Consider the following 14887-nt stretch of genomic DNA (forward strand, 5'->3'; position numbering starts at 1 on the left):
TTCGGGGATATTTTTTCCGCCACCCCATGGAAACACGCCGGACGTAGCATCAATAACTCACTGGGCAGGGGCAGGAATCGCCGCCGAAGCTGCGTTCAACACAAGAGGTGGCTGTTTCGGCTCGTTCCAGCCCATGTAATTGTAAAAGTCGTAGCGCCAGATGCCCATGGCTTCATGCAGCGCCAGATCGGTTATCAGAAAATAGAGGCCAGCCGAAGACATATTGGTATGCGCTGCCGTCAGAAAGCCAGCCGCGACCGGCTCAGGCGTCACGCCGAAATGCGCCAGATACAGGAGGTCACGCTTGATGATCGGTGCATTCTGCAACAGCACGACTTTGGCAGGCTTGATCGCGCGCAGAATTGCAGCGGTATTTTTGGCGTTCTGCCAGGTGTTTCGGCTCTTCCCGTCCAACAAAATGGACGCGGGATCGACGCCTGCCTTCACCAGTTGTGCGGCGATTGACGCTGCCTCGGTTACACCCGTCCCGGCCACATCCGCACCGCTGACAATAAAGGTGCACTTCAAAGCGCTCGCGACACATTGATGGTTCATGCCCGCAGCGGCAAGAATCGGCCCATAAGAAAAGGCAAGTGGCTCAACCACTTTCTCACCACGCTCGGTGACCGTCTGCGTCCCCATGCCGAAAATGATAAAGGCGGTGTTGTCCTGGATTGGCGATGGCAGCCTTGATGAATAAGGCGACTGCAAGCGCTGCATCAGAAAATCAGGCAGAATTGCCGATGCGATTGCGCCATAAAGAACAATGCCGATGGCAATAGAAACAAGGCCAAGCTTGCGGCATTTGAGATAGCAAAACAGCAAGCCGACAACGATAAATGCAACGGTGATATTAAGCGTCATATCCAGAAAACCGATTATTATTATAAGTTTAGCAATAATTAATACAGTGAGACCACACATCGCACAGGCAGGCAATCCCAATATATTCGGGCCCAATATATTCGGGATCATTGGTCGCGCGCGCCTGCCCCGCCTGCAACAGGCTGGATCAGCCGTTCGAATGAAAATTCGCTAGAGTAAAAGGAAGCGGGGCCCGATCAAGGCACCAGATAGTGCTTGTCCCACTGGTCTTCGGGGACTTCGTCGCCAATATCATATTTGAACGACGTGATATTGATGTGCTCGTCATCGGTCTTGCAGGTGAAGGCGAGCTTGTACCAGCGCTCGCGGCTGCGGAATGCAGCGCCTTCTGCATCGATGGAGTTTTTCTGCGTCACCGGATCGGAAAAAGCGTAGGCCAGCACCTTGTCGACCGAGAATTTATTCTGTTCGCGGGTTATCCGCTCCATGGCCTCCACATCGCAACGCTGCTCCAGACGGGTATCTGGATCGAGCTTTTCGAGCTGCGCTTTTTCAGAAGCATTCATTGCGGAAGCCGGCAAAGCCATCGAAACCAGAGAGACAAGGCAAGCGACGGCAAAAGCCGGGGACAGAACAGACATAAATTTCATGAGACCTTCGGATACTCCTCGCAAATGCATCGGTGTAGGGTGAAAATTGTACTCCGACGCAGAGCGCGGGACTATAACAGCGATTTGGGACGCAAAGCCGATCATCACCTGAAATTGATATATTACCAGAGCAATTGTGACCCATCGCTCCTTTTGACCACAGCTTTTGGTCATGCGGTCGATCAGGTTTCGAACAGAATTTGCAGCAAGTGGGCAGGTTCTATCACGCAATGGCTCTTGATTTCGCCTGCCCGACCGTGTTTGAAACCTCGAACGCCGCCATCCGATGCGAAAGGTAGAGACATGAAGCCCGTTTTCCTGCAACTGCAGTGCGCTCCCGGCAAAACCTATGAGGTTGCCGACACTCTCTTTCAGCGCGAGATCGTGTCCGAGCTTTACTCGACCAGCGGCGAATTCGACCTGCTGGCGAAAATCTACGTCACCGAGGACCACGATATCGGCAAATTCATCAATGAGAACGTGCTCAACATTCCCAATATCGTGCGTTCCCTGACCACGCTGACTTTCACAGCATTTTGAGTATCGGCTAAACATCGGCTGATTGTCTTCGGGACCTCTTCCTGCGGTAAAGATTTGATTCACCATAAGTGAATTATCATGCAGCGAAGGGAACCACCCTTAGTGTTCGCGCATTTTCTGAATGGAAGCGCGGGCCTCGCAACGTGGGCTCCCGTAGAGGTGAAAGACAGTGATGAACGATCTTGAACAGCGGCGCATACTGGTTGTGGAGGACGAAATTTTCGTCGCTCTCGACGTTGCCGCGACTGTGGAAGATGCGAACGGGACGGTTGTCGGTCCGGTCGGCACTGTCCGGCAGGCGATGGATCTCATCAGCAGAAACGAAGTCGACGCCGCCATCCTCGATGTGAATCTGGCTGACGGCAATGTCGAACCTATTCTCGACCGGCTGAAAAGCCGCAACACATTCGTCGTCATCCATACAGGCGGCGGACTGCCCGCTGAACTCGCAGCGCGCTATCCCGAAGTGCCGGTCTTCCAGAAGCCGATCCCGCCCATCATACTGACCCGCACACTGGCCACCGCCCTTTCGGCCGTTGCGGCGCGCTGAGACCGATGCGGCAGGCCTTCCCGGATTTTGCAACTGTCCTGAAAGAAGCCGAAGCAAGCTCCGGTCAGGAAGAAACCGTGATCCGGCCGCAGATCAATCTCGCATCGGCGGTTTTCTCCGCAGGGTTTAGCGATAGTGCCGCACCATCGCGACCGGAAGTCGATCTCGCTCCCCTCTTTGACCTTGAGGAAAAGAGCGCGGAGACAGAGCGGCCTGAGACCCTTCTTGAAACAGAGCGGCGTGAAATCGCAGCACGCATGCAAAACCAGTCACCGGATGCTATAAGGCGCGAGCTTGATCTTCGCCCCGGTTTGAAGCGCACTGAGCTACAGCGTCTGCGCCGGAGCTTTGCTGCCAACAACCATCCGGACCGCCTGCCGCCGGAGTTTCGTGCCGATGCGGAACAGCGTATGAAGACAGCGAACGCCCTGCTTGATACCGCCATGGCAATGGCCACAAACTGAGTTCAAGCAATTTCGTTACGTTTTAAGCCTGAATTCTTTTGCATTATAACAAGAACCTGCTAGATTGGGGTTGCCTGTGCCTGCGAAAGCTGTCGCACACCGGAACCCTTTTCGTTGTTTGTAAACCTGCAATTGGTCCCGCCACTGGCAATATGGGGCAATTTGCGCTTTGCCTGCTGCAAGGGGTTCTGTCATATCGGCAATGAAGTTAGAATGTTTCCAGCAAAAGCGTGATACGGTTTTGTGACAGGAAATGGGTTACTATCAATGGATGGGGCGGTTCGGATGAAATCGCTCCGGTTTAATTCCTAAAAGGTCAGAAAATGCCTCCTTATCGTTCGCGAACAACCACCCACGGCCGCAATATGGCGGGTGCGCGCGGCCTATGGCGCGCCACCGGCATGAAGGATGAGGATTTCGGCAAGCCGATTATTGCTGTGGTGAACTCGTTCACGCAGTTCGTGCCGGGCCACGTTCACCTCAAGGATCTCGGCCAGCTCGTCGCGCGCGAAATCGAAAGCGCTGGCGGCGTCGCCAAGGAATTCAACACCATCGCGGTCGATGACGGCATCGCCATGGGCCATGACGGCATGCTCTATTCGCTGCCGTCGCGCGAACTCATCGCCGACTCGGTCGAATATATGGTCAATGCCCATTGCGCCGATGCGATGGTCTGCATTTCCAATTGCGACAAGATCACCCCCGGCATGCTGATGGCCGCATTGCGCCTCAATATCCCGGTCGTGTTCGTTTCGGGCGGACCGATGGAAGCAGGCAAGGTGATCTGGGACGATCAGGTCAAGAAGCTCGACCTTGTCGACGCCATGGTCGCCGCCGCTGACGATCACTATACCGACGAGCAGGTCAAGACGATTGAACGCTCCGCCTGCCCGACTTGTGGTTCGTGCTCGGGCATGTTCACCGCGAACTCGATGAACTGCCTCACCGAAGCGCTCGGCCTGTCGCTGCCGGGCAATGGCTCGACGCTCGCAACCCATGCCGACCGCAAGCGCCTCTTCGTGGAAGCCGGTCATCTGGTCGTCGATCTCGCCCGCCGTTATTACGAGCAGGACGACGAAAGCGTGCTGCCGCGCTCGATTGCAAGCTTCCCGGCCTTTGAAAATGCCATGACGCTCGACATCGCCATGGGCGGCTCGACCAACACGGTTCTGCATCTTCTCGCCGCCGCACAGGAAGCCGAAATCGATTTCACCATGGCCGATATCGACCGCCTGTCGCGCCGCGTGCCGGTGCTCTGCAAGGTCGCGCCTGCCAACAACACGGTTCACATGGAAGATGTGCACCGTGCAGGCGGCATCATGGGCATCCTCGGCCAGCTCGACAAGGCAGGCCTGATCAATACCGATCTGCCGACCGTGCACAGCCAGACTGTTGCCAAGGCGCTGGATCATTGGGACGTGACCCGCACCAACAGCGAAATGGTGCACAAGTTCTACTCGGCTGCGCCCGGCGGCGTGCCGACGCAGGTGGCTTTCAGCCAGGAACGCCGCTTCGACAGCGTCGATACCGACCGCGAAAAGGGCGTCATCCGCTCCAAGGAACATGCGTTCAGTCAGGACGGCGGTCTGGCCGTGCTTTACGGTAATCTGGCCGAAGACGGCTGCATCGTGAAGACAGCAGGCGTGGATGAATCCATCCTGAAGTTCTCCGGCCCGGCGCGCATCTTCGAAAGTCAGGATACGGCTGTGCTCGGTATTCTGAACGGCAAGATCAAGGCTGGCGACATTGTGCTGATCCGCTATGAGGGCCCGCGCGGCGGTCCCGGCATGCAGGAAATGCTCTACCCGACCAGCTATCTGAAGTCGAAGGGTCTGGGCAAGGCCTGCGCGCTGATCACCGACGGTCGTTTCTCGGGCGGTTCGTCGGGCCTCTCCATCGGCCACGTTTCGCCGGAAGCGGCCGAAGGCGGCACGATCGGTCTGGTGCGCGAAGGCGATATCATCGATATCGACATTCCGAACCGGAAGATCCACCTCGCCGTGGACGATGCGACGCTGGCCGAACGCCGCGCCGAGCAGGAAGCAACAGGCTGGAAACCGCTTGAAGAGCGCAAGCGCAAGGTTTCAACCGCGCTGAAGGCGTATGCCTCCATGGCAACGAGTGCTGCGAAGGGTGCGGTTCGGAAATTGCCGGATTGATTTGATAATAAGAAAAGCAAAAGCCCCGCACATGCGGGGCTTTTTCATTTTGGCCCGTTGTAAACCGGTTGCTTCACCCCCTCAAACCCTTCGAGACGGTTCCCTTCGCAAGCTCAGGGCCCCTCCTCAGGATGAGGGAAAAGAGCAGCGCAGCAACCTCCGTAGATTACTGCACAGCCTTCGCCACCGCAGGCATCAGATCATCACGCACCGACTCCGGCGTAAACGGTCCGACATGCTTGTAGATGATCTTGCCATCGGGGCCGACGAGGAAGGTTTCAGGCACGCCATAGACACCCCATTCGATGGCTGAACGACCCGCACGGTCGGCACCGACGGCGGCAAAGGGATTGCCGAGATCGCCCAGAAAACGGCGGGCATTTTCAGGCTGGTCCTTATAATTGAGGCCCACCAGACGAATGCGGCTATCCTTGGCGATTTCCATCAGAAGCGGGTGCTCCTGGCGGCAGGGAACGCACCACGATCCCCAGACATTCACCAGTGTCAGCTTGCCCCCCGGACTCGTTTTGAAATCTTCGCTGTTGAGGCCCGGCACTGGAACCCCGTCGCGCATCAGGCCTTCGACTGCCGGGAGATTGGTTTGCGGTGCTTGCTTGCCGATCAACGCGGATGGAATGGCCGAGCTATCCTTGCCGGACAAAAGCTGCACGGCAAAGACGGCAGCCAGCCCCACAAAGACCAGCAGAGGCAGAAGCGCTACCCATTTGGCACGCTTTTTCGGCGCAGCAGGTTTTTGCGTGGCCTCACTCATTGTGCCGACCCGGCTGGCTTCGAGGACCGGCGGCGCACGCCCTGCGCCTCAAGCCGCTTCAGCTCGTTTTTCTGGATACGCTGATCGATGAATATCCACCCAACGGTCAGGACAAGCGCCACGATTGTGATGCCATATGCAGCCACGACGAAGCCGAGATGATTGCTCATACCGCGCCCTCTTCCTGGATTTGTTTGCTGCGCTTGCGATCGGCGTTGCGGGCGGCCAGCTTCTTCATCGAAGCCACGCGGCGGCGCCAGATTTCGTTACGCATCGCCATCATATGCAGCGCAAAGAACAGCAGCGTGAAACCAATCGCCATCACGAACAGCGGACGCAACATGGATGCATCGATGGTCGGCCCGCCCATGCGGAAAACCGACGCTGGCTGGTGCAGCGTGTTCCACCAGTCGACCGAGAATTTGATGATCGGGATATTGATGAAGCCGACCAGCGTCAGCACGGCCACAGGCTTGGCGCTCTTGGCCGGATCGGCGAAGGCGCGCGACAGAGCGATAATGCCAAGATACATCAGGAACAGCACGAAAACCGAGGTCAGGCGTGCGTCCCACACCCACCATGTGCCCCACATGGGTTTGCCCCAGAGCGAACCCGTAGCCAGCGCCAAGGCCGTGAACACGGCACCAAGCGGCGCGGCGGCCCGGATCGAGACATCGGCCAACGGATGCCGCCAGACCAGCGTTCCCAGTGCGGACACAGCCATGATCGAATAGCACATCATGGAAAGCCATGCGAAAGGCACATGAATATACATGATGCGGACCGTGAGGCCCTGCTGGTAATCGTCTGGCGACAGGAAGACCATGGCGAGACCGCCGACAAGGAACAGAACGGCAAGCGCCGACAGCCACGGCAAAACCTTGCCCGCAAAGGCAAGGAAGCGGGTGGGGTTGGCCATATCGAGCCAGCTTGCGGTTTTCACTGCGTCTTTCGTCATGACCTATACTTAACCTCCCCCCTTATGCCGTTCAATTGACCGTAATCAACTGCGTCAATCCGCCGAACATGATGACCACCGAAAACCGGTTCCCACTTTTCGGGATCATGTTCAATCCGCCGAATTCTTGAGCGCGGCGCTCGCGGCCAGCGGCCCCAGCACCGCGAAAAACAGCGTGAGCGCGGACAAAACCAGAAATGGAGCCAGAAAGGGGGCGTTGTCTACCGTCGCTCCATAAGAAGCAGATACACCAAAAATGAGGACCGGTATGGTGAGCGGCAGCACGATGACGGAAACAAGCAGTCCGCCGCGCGGCAAGGCCACCGCCAGCGCCGCCCCCACTGCGCCGACAAAGGCAATGGCAGGCGTGCCGACCAGAAGCGTCAAGGTCGTAGCGCCTATTGCCGCTGCATCCATATTCATGAAAAGGCCGAGCATGGGCGACGCGATCACCAGCGGCAACACGCTTGACGCCCAATGGGCAATGCATTTGACCAGCACCGTGAGCGCCAGCATGTGCCGGTCAGAGCCGATCAGCAGAAGATCGAGAGAGCCATCGTCGCGGTCAACCTGAAACAGCCGGTCAAGCCCAAGCAGCGTCGCCAGCAAGGCGCCGATCCACAACATGGCCGGACCGATCCGCGCCAGCAGATTGAGGTCAGGCCCGACGCCAAATGGCATCACCGAAATGACGGCGAGAAAGAACAATATGCCGACCAGCGCACCGCCACCCGCGCGAAAGCTCAAGCGCATGTCGCGAAGAAACAGCGCCAGCATCAAAAGGCCTCATGCGAGAAACCGGCCATATCGAGCGACTTGATAGAAATATTTCTGACTATCGCAGTTTCTGACGGGAAACCGGCCTCCACTTTCCCTGAAATTGCTTCCAGTCCCAGCGGAATATGCGTGGCAGCAATGATCATGCCGCCCTGTTGCAGATGGTCGTGCATCAGCCCGGCAAAGCGCGCTTCGGATGCCTTGTCGAGACCTGCCGTCGGCTCATCGACAATCCATAGCGGACGATAGCTGACCAGAAGCTTGGCAATGGAAACACGGCGCTTTTGTCCGGTGGAGAGATAGCCGAAGGGCAGATGTTCAACGCCGGGCAGATTGACGGCTTCCAGCGCCTCATCGACTTCAAGCAGCGGCGCAGTGGTGTCCTGACCGTTAAAGCGCTGCCAGAACAAGAGATTCTCGCGCACGCTCAAGGCCGGTTTCATCGCATTCTGATGGCCGAGATAATGGCAGGCTGCCTGCACCGGCAGTGATGCACCGCCTTCGGTCAGTTCGATCCGCCCCTCTTCGGGCGCGAGCAAGCCGCAGATGATCCGCAGCAAGGTGGATTTGCCTGACCCGTTCGGGCCGGTGACCACCAGCGCCTCCCCGCTATCGAGCGTGAAAGAAACGTTGGAGAAGATTGTCTCGCCGCCCCGTTCGCCGCCCAGATTTTCGGCCTCAAGCCGCATTTTCTCTCCTCAAAAACCAACCGCTTCCCAGCTCGATGGAACAACCGGGAGGATCGCAACATTTCGCCGCAAGCAGGCGAATTCACGAGATTCAGTCTGGAATCGTTTTAGGAAACTCTCTATATAGCAGCTACCACGCCAGCGGTCGGCGTGGAAACCATTTTTGGCCGATCTCAACACCTGGCACCCGCAATAAAAAGTTCGGGCCCCAGGCTTCGGGACGGACAGCGGAAATGACTGCACCCGCACCTTGGCGCGTCCTTGAAACGCTAGCCTAGGCGTTCGTCCTGGTTTTCCGGCCAGTAGCATAAGGACGAATGCAGTGTCACACATTGACAGCTTCAAATGCCGCAAGACCCTCACCGTAGGTGGTAAAGACTATGTCTATTACAGCCTGACCGAAGCCGAAAAGAACGGCCTCGAGGGTGTTTCCAAGCTTCCTTTCTCCATGAAGGTTCTTCTTGAGAACCTGCTTCGCTTCGAGGACGACCGCTCCGTTAAGAAGTCGGACATCGAAGCTGTTGCCAAGTGGCTTGCCGACCGCGGCAAAGCCGGCGCAGAAATCGCCTACCGCCCAGCCCGCGTTCTCATGCAGGACTTCACCGGCGTTCCAGCCGTTGTCGACCTTGCAGCCATGCGCGACGGCCTCAAGGCGCTCGGCGGCGACCCGGAGAAGATCAATCCGCTCGTGCCCGTAGATCTGGTTATCGATCACTCGGTCATCGTTGACGAATTCGGCAATCCAAGCGCGTTCAAGGCCAATGTGGACCTCGAATATCAGCGCAACGGCGAACGCTACCGCTTCCTGAAGTGGGGCCAGCAGGCGTTCCAGAACTTCCGCGTTGTTCCTCCTGGCACCGGCATCTGCCATCAGGTAAACCTCGAATATCTGGCCCAGGCAGTCTGGACCAAGGAAGAAGACGGCGAAACCGTTGCCTATCCCGACACATGCGTCGGCACCGACAGCCACACGACCATGGTCAACGGCCTTGGCGTTCTGGGCTGGGGCGTGGGCGGTATCGAAGCTGAAGCTGCCATGCTCGGCCAGCCGGTTTCCATGCTTCTGCCGGAAGTTATCGGCTTCCGCCTGACCGGCAAGGTCAAGGAAGGTGTCACCGCGACCGACCTCGTGCTCACCGTCACGCAGATGCTGCGCAAGAAGGGCGTTGTCGGCAAGTTCGTCGAATTCTTCGGCGAAGGCCTCGAAAACATGACGCTGGCCGACCGTGCGACCATTGCCAATATGGGCCCGGAATATGGCGCAACCTGTGGCTTCTTCCCGGTTGACAGTGAAACGCTGAACTACATGAACACCACCGGTCGCGACGAACATCGCATCGAGCTGGTTGAAGCTTACTGCCGTGCGCAGGGCATGTGGCGCGACAAGGGTGCAGCCGATCCGGTCTTCACCGACATTCTCGAACTCGACATGGCCGACGTCGTTCCGTCGATGGCCGGTCCGAAGCGTCCGGAAGGCCGTATTCCGCTGGAAAACATCGGTTCCGGTTTCGCAACCTCGCTGGAAAACGAGTACAAGAAGACCACCGGCCAGACCACGCGTTATGCCGTTGAAGGCGAAGACTTCGACCTTGGTCATGGCGATGTGGTGATTGCCGCTATCACGTCCTGCACCAACACCTCGAACCCGAGCGTGCTGATTGCTGCCGGTCTGCTGGCTCGCAACGCCGTCGCCAAGGGCCTCAAGACCAAGCCTTGGGTCAAGACGTCGCTGGCTCCCGGCTCTCAGGTCGTTGCCGCCTATCTCGAATCCGCTGGCCTCCAGAAGGATCTCGATGCACTCGGCTTCAACCTCGTCGGCTTCGGCTGCACGACCTGCATCGGCAATTCCGGCCCGCTGCCTGCGCCGATCTCCAAGACGATCAACGAAAAGGGCCTGATCGCGGCTGCCGTTCTGTCCGGCAACCGTAACTTCGAAGGCCGCGTCTCTCCGGACGTGCAGGCAAACTACCTTGCTTCGCCGCCGCTCGTTGTCGCCCACGCTCTTGCCGGTACGGTCACCAAGGACCTGACCAAGGAGCCGCTCGGCGAAGACCAGAACGGCAACCCGGTATTCCTGCGCGACATCTGGCCTTCCTCGAAGGAAATCCAGGAATTCATCGCCAAGAACGTCACCCGCAAAATCTTCTCGGAGAAATATGCAGACGTGTTCAAGGGCGATGCCAACTGGCAGGCTGTTCAGGTTCCTGCCGGCCAGACCTATGCGTGGGACGACAACTCGACCTATGTGCAGAACCCGCCTTACTTCGTCGGCATGGGCAAGTCGGCAGGTCAGATCGGCGACGTCAAGGGCGCTCGTATTCTTGGTCTCTTCGGCGACAAGATCACGACCGACCACATTTCGCCTGCTGGTTCCATCAAGGCTCAGTCGCCTGCCGGCAAGTATCTCATCGACCATGGCGTCGGCATTGCCGACTTCAACCAGTACGGCACGCGTCGCGGCAACCATGAAGTGATGATGCGCGGCACCTTCGCAAATATCCGTATCCGCAACCACATGCTGGGCGAAAACGGACGTGAAGGCGGCTACACCATCCACTACCCGTCGAAGGAAGAAACCTCGATCTATGATGCTGCCATGCAGTACAAGGCCGAGGGCGTGCCGCTCGTCGTCTTCGCAGGCGTCGAATACGGTAACGGTTCTTCGCGTGACTGGGCTGCCAAGGGCACCAATCTGCTCGGCGTCAAGGCCGTGATCGCTCAGTCCTTCGAGCGTATTCACCGCTCCAACCTCGTCGGCATGGGCATTGTGCCTTTCGTCTTCGAGGAAGGCACAAGCTGGCAGACGCTTGGCCTCAAGGGCGACGAAATCGTCACCATCGAAGGTCTTGCCGATGTGCGTCCGCGTCAGAAGGTCGACGCTTCCATCACCTATGCCGACGGCTCGGTGAAGAAGGTTCCGCTGATCTGCCGCATCGATACGCTGGACGAACTGGACTACATGAAGAACGGCGGCATTCTGCAGACCGTTCTGCGCGATCTCGCTGCATAATCAGCGTCTGATTGAAACAAAAAGCCGCCGGAGCAATCCGGCGGCTTTTTTATTTTCCGGCAGTTTCAACGCCGAAACTCTCATTTTTGCGGTTTTCGCGCGCGAATCTCGACATTTCGGGATTGATATGACGCAAATAGAGCACACTTGCCCCGGAATCTCACCGCAACGTGAATTCCCATTGATCGACGCAATTCCTACATAATAGATGTCATCATCAATTAGTGCAGGATGAAACTAAAGTGACCGCTCAGCCCTCTTTTTATGGAACAGCCACATGGCTGACCGGCGATTTCCAGCCGGGTTGGCGCAACATATGCGCCGTTCTGGGGCTGGCTTTCACCGGTTGTGTCTCCATGCAAGGCTCCGCTTTGGCTGAAGCTGCGCCGAAGAAGACTGCCGTTATCGAGCTTTTCACCAGCCAAGGCTGCAAATCCTGCCCGAAGGCTGACGATAATTTTGCCAAATTCGCCGATGATCCGAGCGTGCTGGCGCTGTCGTTTCACGTCAATTACTGGGATTATATGGGGTGGCGCGACACGCTTGCTACCCAGGATAATACCGACCGGCAGAATGCCTATCGCAATTCCTTCAACGCGCGCATGATCTATACGCCGCAGGCCATCATCAACGGCCGGGCGGAGGTCAACGGTCGCGATGGCGGGGCTATCAACGCACAGATCGCTGCCGACAAGCTGACTGTGCCTGTCGCAATCAACCGGCTCGATGATGGTCGTTTGTCCATCGAAATCGGTGCTGGCGAAAAGCCGAAATCACCGGTGCATGTGGTGCTGTTCTATTTCCGCGATGCGGTGACCATACCGATCACCGAAGGCGAGAATGCCGGTCAGGATATCACTTACCGAAACACGGTGAGCGAGATCAACACGATCGGCATGTGGGACGGCAAGGCGCTGAAAATCGAACTCCCCGCTTCCGAACTGAAACGCAAGGATGTTTCCGGTTGCGCGGTCATTCTGCAGGAAACCAGGGACGACAATTCGCTCGGGCGCATCCATGGCGCGGCCATGTTCAAGGAAAAAGCGCCAGTCGGCCTCTGACCGCGGCGGCTTCAGCACAAACCATAGTTTTCAAATCCGGCAGCATTGTCGGATATCGAACATAGTCGTCACTTTTCGGGAAGGGTATCAGTCTCGGAGATCTGGAGACCGTATCAGTGTTGCGGCACGGTCGGACGAAGAAGGTTGGTTCGGCTCGGGCAGTCCTTTGGGCGGGGGGCTTGGGGTCGGACATACCCGAACCGAACCGTCTCAGGCAACACGTGGATGCTGAAGCCATAATCAGGCTGGAATGCGAAGCTGACAAGGCGAAAATGTGTTCAACGATCACCATTCCAGACAGACTTTCGTTTTTCGTGAACAACTAATGCACGATCAAACAGGCAGTGAATCTGGCGTTTTATGAGGGAAATCCCGGTCAATTGAACAGCAGGGCCGCCGCCTGCACTTGAATTTGTTTCACAAAAGCATCACCCTACTGTCATGCGCTTCGTTTCAGCGAAGACGCGCCTGCCGCTTCGCCACCCACAGGGCTGAAAGGAAGGACATGGATATTTCAAGCGCAGCAAGTGAGGATTCATCATCCTCGTCCAACGCGTCCGCGTCGCCAAAGGTCGTCTCACTCGACCGCGCCAGACCGACCCCCTCCACCATCAGTTTCGACCGGCATGAACTTGGCAAGATTCTGAACATTTATGGCCGGATGGTTGCCGCCGGGGCATGGCGTGACTACGCCATCGACCATTTGAGTGACCGGGCCGTCTTTTCCATCTTCCGGCGCGCCAGCGAGGTTCCGCTGTTCCGCATCGAGAAGAATCCCAAGCTGGCTCAAAAGCAGGGTGCTTATTCGGTTATCGCCGCAAGCGGGCTGATCATGAAGCGCGGCCATGAGCTGGAACGTGTGCTGCGCGTTTTTGACAAGAGCCTGAAACTCGTCGAGGCCTGAACGTCGCCGCGCTCAGGATGAGGATAGCGGCATCCTGCCCGGCTCAAGCGTGCGCCCGCCATTGAGCGACAGCTGCATCAGCACGGTATCCAGCCAGCGCCCGTGCTTGAAGCCTGAACCCTCGATCCGTCCGCAATGCTGGAAGCCTAGGCTTTCATGCAGCCGTACCGAACCAATATTGTTCTCACCATCGCCGATGACGGCCAATAGTTGCCGGAAACCCAAAACCGTTACCCGTTCGATCAGCTCGCGCAGGAGAAGCTTGCCGACGCCCTTATTCTTGGCCTCTGGCGCGATATAGATCGAATCCTCCGCAAGCCAGCGATAGGCCGGTCTGGTGCGGAAATAGCTGGCATAGGCATAGCCCAGCACCACGCCCTCCTCTTCCGCAATCAGAATTGGGAAACCCTGCTCGACAAAGCCCTCAAAGCGCTGTCGCAAATCTTCACGCGAGGGCGGCTCAACCTCATAAGACCCGGAACCGTTCAGCACGGCTTCGGTATAGATCGCAGTGATGGCATCGATGTCGGTGGGGAGGAAATCGCGAACGATGGGCATGAGGCAGAACCGGAGAAATGATTTTACACATTTCCAGCATGCATCATGAAACCGTCAGACAAAAGCAAAAAGGGCAGCGTTACCGCTGCCCTTTCGCATTCCAGCTTCTTCTGCTGATTAGTTACGGTTGCCCATGAACTGCAGCAGGAAGGTGAACATGTTGATGAAGTCGAGGTAGAGACGCAGCGCGCCCATCACGACCTTGCGGCCCTGCGTATCCGAAGCATCGCCTTCGTAATACATTTCCTTGATCGACTGCGTGTCGTAGGCGGTGAGGCCTGCGAAGATCAGAACACCGATCACCGAGATTGCAAACTGCAATGCCGAGGAGCCGAGGAAGATATTGACGACCGAAGCCAGGATCAGACCGAACAGGCCCATGATCAGGAACGAGCCCATAGCGGACAGATCACGCTTGGTCGTGTAGCCATAGAGCGACAGCGCACCGAAGGACGCGGCGGTCACGAAGAAGGTGCGAACGATGCTCTGGCCGGTGAAGACCAGGAAGATCGACGACAGCGACAGGCCGACGAGAGCTGCATAGCCCCAGAAGACGGCGTTAGCGGTCGAGACCGAAAGACGTTCGATGCGGAAGCTCAGGAAGAACACTGCCGCCAGCGGCGCAAGCATCACCACCCAGCGCAGCGGCGAGGTGTAGAGCGCGACGCCAAGGCCCGTGAGCATCTTGCCGTTAGCAAGCTGCGCGACGGCTGCGGACGGGTCCGTCGTCGTTGCGAGTGCCGCAACGGCGAATGCAGCAAGGCCGGTAACGGCCAGGCCGATAGCCATCATGTTATAGACGCCCAGCATATAGCTGCGCAGACCCTGATCGATGCCTGCATCGGCGCGAGCGCCGCCTACGGGCCTCTGCTGCGCCTGAATATTGCGAAAGTCAGCCATGACTTAAATCCTCTTGCCATGTCCCGTCCGGTGTCGGGGCGCTCATTCCGGCGAGCCGCCGCCAGGCGCC

At 57.6% G+C, this 14887-nt stretch carries 17 protein-coding genes; 7 read left to right on the plus strand and 10 right to left on the minus strand.

Annotation, left to right across the window (positions count from 1 at the left end):
- Positions 1-57 precede the first annotated feature (57 nt).
- The 3 genes from FHW00_RS00480 to FHW00_RS24470 form a co-directional block, all read right to left on the minus strand.
- A complete protein-coding gene (locus FHW00_RS00480; protein WP_078339679.1) occupies positions 58-864 on the minus strand; it encodes a YdcF family protein in 807 nt (268 codons plus the stop codon).
- A 197-nt stretch (positions 865-1061) separates the two neighbouring features.
- Positions 1062-1475 (minus strand): DUF930 domain-containing protein, encoded by a 414-nt coding sequence (locus tag FHW00_RS00485; RefSeq protein ID WP_078339680.1) that lies wholly within the window; start codon positions 1473-1475, stop codon positions 1062-1064.
- 182 nt (positions 1476-1657) lie between these two features.
- Entirely contained in the window at positions 1658-1780 is a 123-nt protein-coding gene (locus tag FHW00_RS24470; protein WP_445557952.1) for a hypothetical protein, read from the minus strand.
- Between FHW00_RS24470 and FHW00_RS00490 the strand changes: the two genes are divergently transcribed.
- From FHW00_RS00490 to ilvD, 4 genes are all read left to right on the plus strand, one after another.
- Positions 1779-2015 (plus strand): Lrp/AsnC ligand binding domain-containing protein, encoded by a 237-nt coding sequence (locus tag FHW00_RS00490; RefSeq protein WP_078339681.1) that lies wholly within the window; start codon positions 1779-1781, stop codon positions 2013-2015. The genes FHW00_RS24470 and FHW00_RS00490 overlap by 2 nt on opposite strands.
- A gap of 172 nt (positions 2016-2187) precedes the next feature.
- Complete coding sequence (locus FHW00_RS00495; RefSeq protein WP_078339682.1) at positions 2188-2565, plus strand: response regulator; 378 nt, start codon at positions 2188-2190, stop codon at positions 2563-2565.
- Positions 2566-2570: 5 nt separating this feature from the next.
- On the plus strand, positions 2571-3029 hold the full coding sequence (locus FHW00_RS00500) for a hypothetical protein (protein WP_078339683.1): 459 nt from the start codon (positions 2571-2573) through the stop codon (positions 3027-3029).
- A 323-nt stretch (positions 3030-3352) separates the two neighbouring features.
- Entirely contained in the window at positions 3353-5188 is a 1836-nt protein-coding gene (gene ilvD, locus FHW00_RS00505) for a dihydroxy-acid dehydratase (protein ID WP_113533732.1), read from the plus strand.
- Positions 5189-5354: 166 nt separating this feature from the next.
- Here the strand turns inward: ilvD and FHW00_RS00510 are convergent, their stop codons facing one another.
- The 5 genes from FHW00_RS00510 to ccmA all read right to left on the minus strand — a co-directional run bounded on the left by FHW00_RS00510 (position 5355) and on the right by ccmA (position 8384).
- Positions 5355-5960: a DsbE family thiol:disulfide interchange protein gene (locus tag FHW00_RS00510; protein ID WP_078339684.1), complete on the minus strand. Its 606-nt coding sequence runs from the start codon at positions 5958-5960 to the stop codon at positions 5355-5357.
- A complete protein-coding gene (gene ccmD, locus FHW00_RS00515) occupies positions 5957-6130 on the minus strand; it encodes a heme exporter protein CcmD (protein WP_078339685.1) in 174 nt (57 codons plus the stop codon). Before ccmD ends, FHW00_RS00510 begins: the two co-directional genes overlap by 4 nt.
- Positions 6127-6918 carry a heme ABC transporter permease gene (locus FHW00_RS00520; protein WP_078339686.1) on the minus strand — a complete coding sequence of 264 codons (792 nt, stop codon included), beginning with the start codon at positions 6916-6918 and terminating at the stop codon, positions 6127-6129. The genes ccmD and FHW00_RS00520 overlap by 4 nt, the downstream gene beginning before the upstream one ends.
- 111 nt (positions 6919-7029) lie before the next feature.
- A complete protein-coding gene (ccmB, locus tag FHW00_RS00525; protein WP_078339687.1) occupies positions 7030-7695 on the minus strand; it encodes a heme exporter protein CcmB in 666 nt (221 codons plus the stop codon).
- Entirely contained in the window at positions 7695-8384 is a 690-nt protein-coding gene (gene ccmA / locus FHW00_RS00530; protein WP_078339688.1) for a heme ABC exporter ATP-binding protein CcmA, read from the minus strand. Before ccmA ends, ccmB begins: the two co-directional genes overlap by 1 nt.
- Before the next feature lie 322 nt (positions 8385-8706).
- On the opposite strand from ccmA, the gene acnA reads away from it, so the two are divergent.
- The 3 genes from acnA (at position 8707) to FHW00_RS00545 (ending at position 13359) form a co-directional block, all read left to right on the plus strand.
- Positions 8707-11394 carry an aconitate hydratase AcnA gene (acnA, locus tag FHW00_RS00535; RefSeq protein WP_078339689.1) on the plus strand — a complete coding sequence of 896 codons (2688 nt, stop codon included), beginning with the start codon at positions 8707-8709 and terminating at the stop codon, positions 11392-11394.
- A gap of 326 nt (positions 11395-11720) precedes the next feature.
- Positions 11721-12455 (plus strand): DUF1223 domain-containing protein, encoded by a 735-nt coding sequence (locus FHW00_RS00540; RefSeq protein WP_078339709.1) that lies wholly within the window; start codon positions 11721-11723, stop codon positions 12453-12455.
- Positions 12456-12960: 505 nt separating this feature from the next.
- Positions 12961-13359: a DUF2794 domain-containing protein gene (locus FHW00_RS00545; RefSeq protein ID WP_078339691.1), complete on the plus strand. Its 399-nt coding sequence runs from the start codon at positions 12961-12963 to the stop codon at positions 13357-13359.
- A 12-nt stretch (positions 13360-13371) separates the two neighbouring features.
- Here FHW00_RS00545 and FHW00_RS00550 read toward each other — a convergent pair whose 3' ends face one another.
- Entirely contained in the window at positions 13372-13917 is a 546-nt protein-coding gene (locus FHW00_RS00550; RefSeq protein WP_078339692.1) for a GNAT family N-acetyltransferase, read from the minus strand.
- Positions 13918-14034: 117 nt separating this feature from the next.
- Positions 14035-14817, minus strand: a complete 783-nt coding sequence (locus FHW00_RS00555) for a Bax inhibitor-1/YccA family protein (protein ID WP_078339693.1) — start codon at positions 14815-14817, stop codon at positions 14035-14037.
- Between the last annotated feature and the right edge of the window lie 70 nt (positions 14818-14887).

It is taken from the genome of Ochrobactrum sp. P6BSIII (assembly GCF_014138065.1).
Classification (GTDB): domain Bacteria; phylum Pseudomonadota; class Alphaproteobacteria; order Rhizobiales; family Rhizobiaceae; genus Brucella.

Bases quoted from the DNA above. Each gene is read 5' to 3' on its own strand.
- FHW00_RS00480 (WP_078339679.1), bottom strand. From the start codon at position 864: ATGACGCTTAATATCACCGTTGCATTTATCGTTGTCGGCTTGCTGTTT.
- FHW00_RS00485 (WP_078339680.1), bottom strand. From the start codon at position 1,475: ATGAAATTTATGTCTGTTCTGTCCCCGGCTTTTGCCGTCGCTTGCCTT.
- FHW00_RS00490 (WP_078339681.1), top strand. From the start codon at position 1,779: ATGAAGCCCGTTTTCCTGCAACTGCAGTGCGCTCCCGGCAAAACCTAT.
- FHW00_RS24470 (WP_445557952.1), bottom strand. From the start codon at position 1,780: ATGTCTCTACCTTTCGCATCGGATGGCGGCGTTCGAGGTTTCAAACAC.
- FHW00_RS00495 (WP_078339682.1), top strand. From the start codon at position 2,188: ATGAACGATCTTGAACAGCGGCGCATACTGGTTGTGGAGGACGAAATT.
- FHW00_RS00500 (WP_078339683.1), top strand. From the start codon at position 2,571: ATGCGGCAGGCCTTCCCGGATTTTGCAACTGTCCTGAAAGAAGCCGAA.
- ilvD (WP_113533732.1), top strand. From the start codon at position 3,353: ATGCCTCCTTATCGTTCGCGAACAACCACCCACGGCCGCAATATGGCG.
- FHW00_RS00510 (WP_078339684.1), bottom strand. From the start codon at position 5,960: ATGAGTGAGGCCACGCAAAAACCTGCTGCGCCGAAAAAGCGTGCCAAA.
- ccmD (WP_078339685.1), bottom strand. From the start codon at position 6,130: ATGAGCAATCATCTCGGCTTCGTCGTGGCTGCATATGGCATCACAATC.
- FHW00_RS00520 (WP_078339686.1), bottom strand. From the start codon at position 6,918: ATGACGAAAGACGCAGTGAAAACCGCAAGCTGGCTCGATATGGCCAAC.
- ccmB (WP_078339687.1), bottom strand. From the start codon at position 7,695: ATGCTGGCGCTGTTTCTTCGCGACATGCGCTTGAGCTTTCGCGCGGGT.
- ccmA (WP_078339688.1), bottom strand. From the start codon at position 8,384: ATGCGGCTTGAGGCCGAAAATCTGGGCGGCGAACGGGGCGGCGAGACA.
- FHW00_RS00545 (WP_078339691.1), top strand. From the start codon at position 12,961: ATGGATATTTCAAGCGCAGCAAGTGAGGATTCATCATCCTCGTCCAAC.
- FHW00_RS00550 (WP_078339692.1), bottom strand. From the start codon at position 13,917: ATGCCCATCGTTCGCGATTTCCTCCCCACCGACATCGATGCCATCACT.
- FHW00_RS00555 (WP_078339693.1), bottom strand. From the start codon at position 14,817: ATGGCTGACTTTCGCAATATTCAGGCGCAGCAGAGGCCCGTAGGCGGC.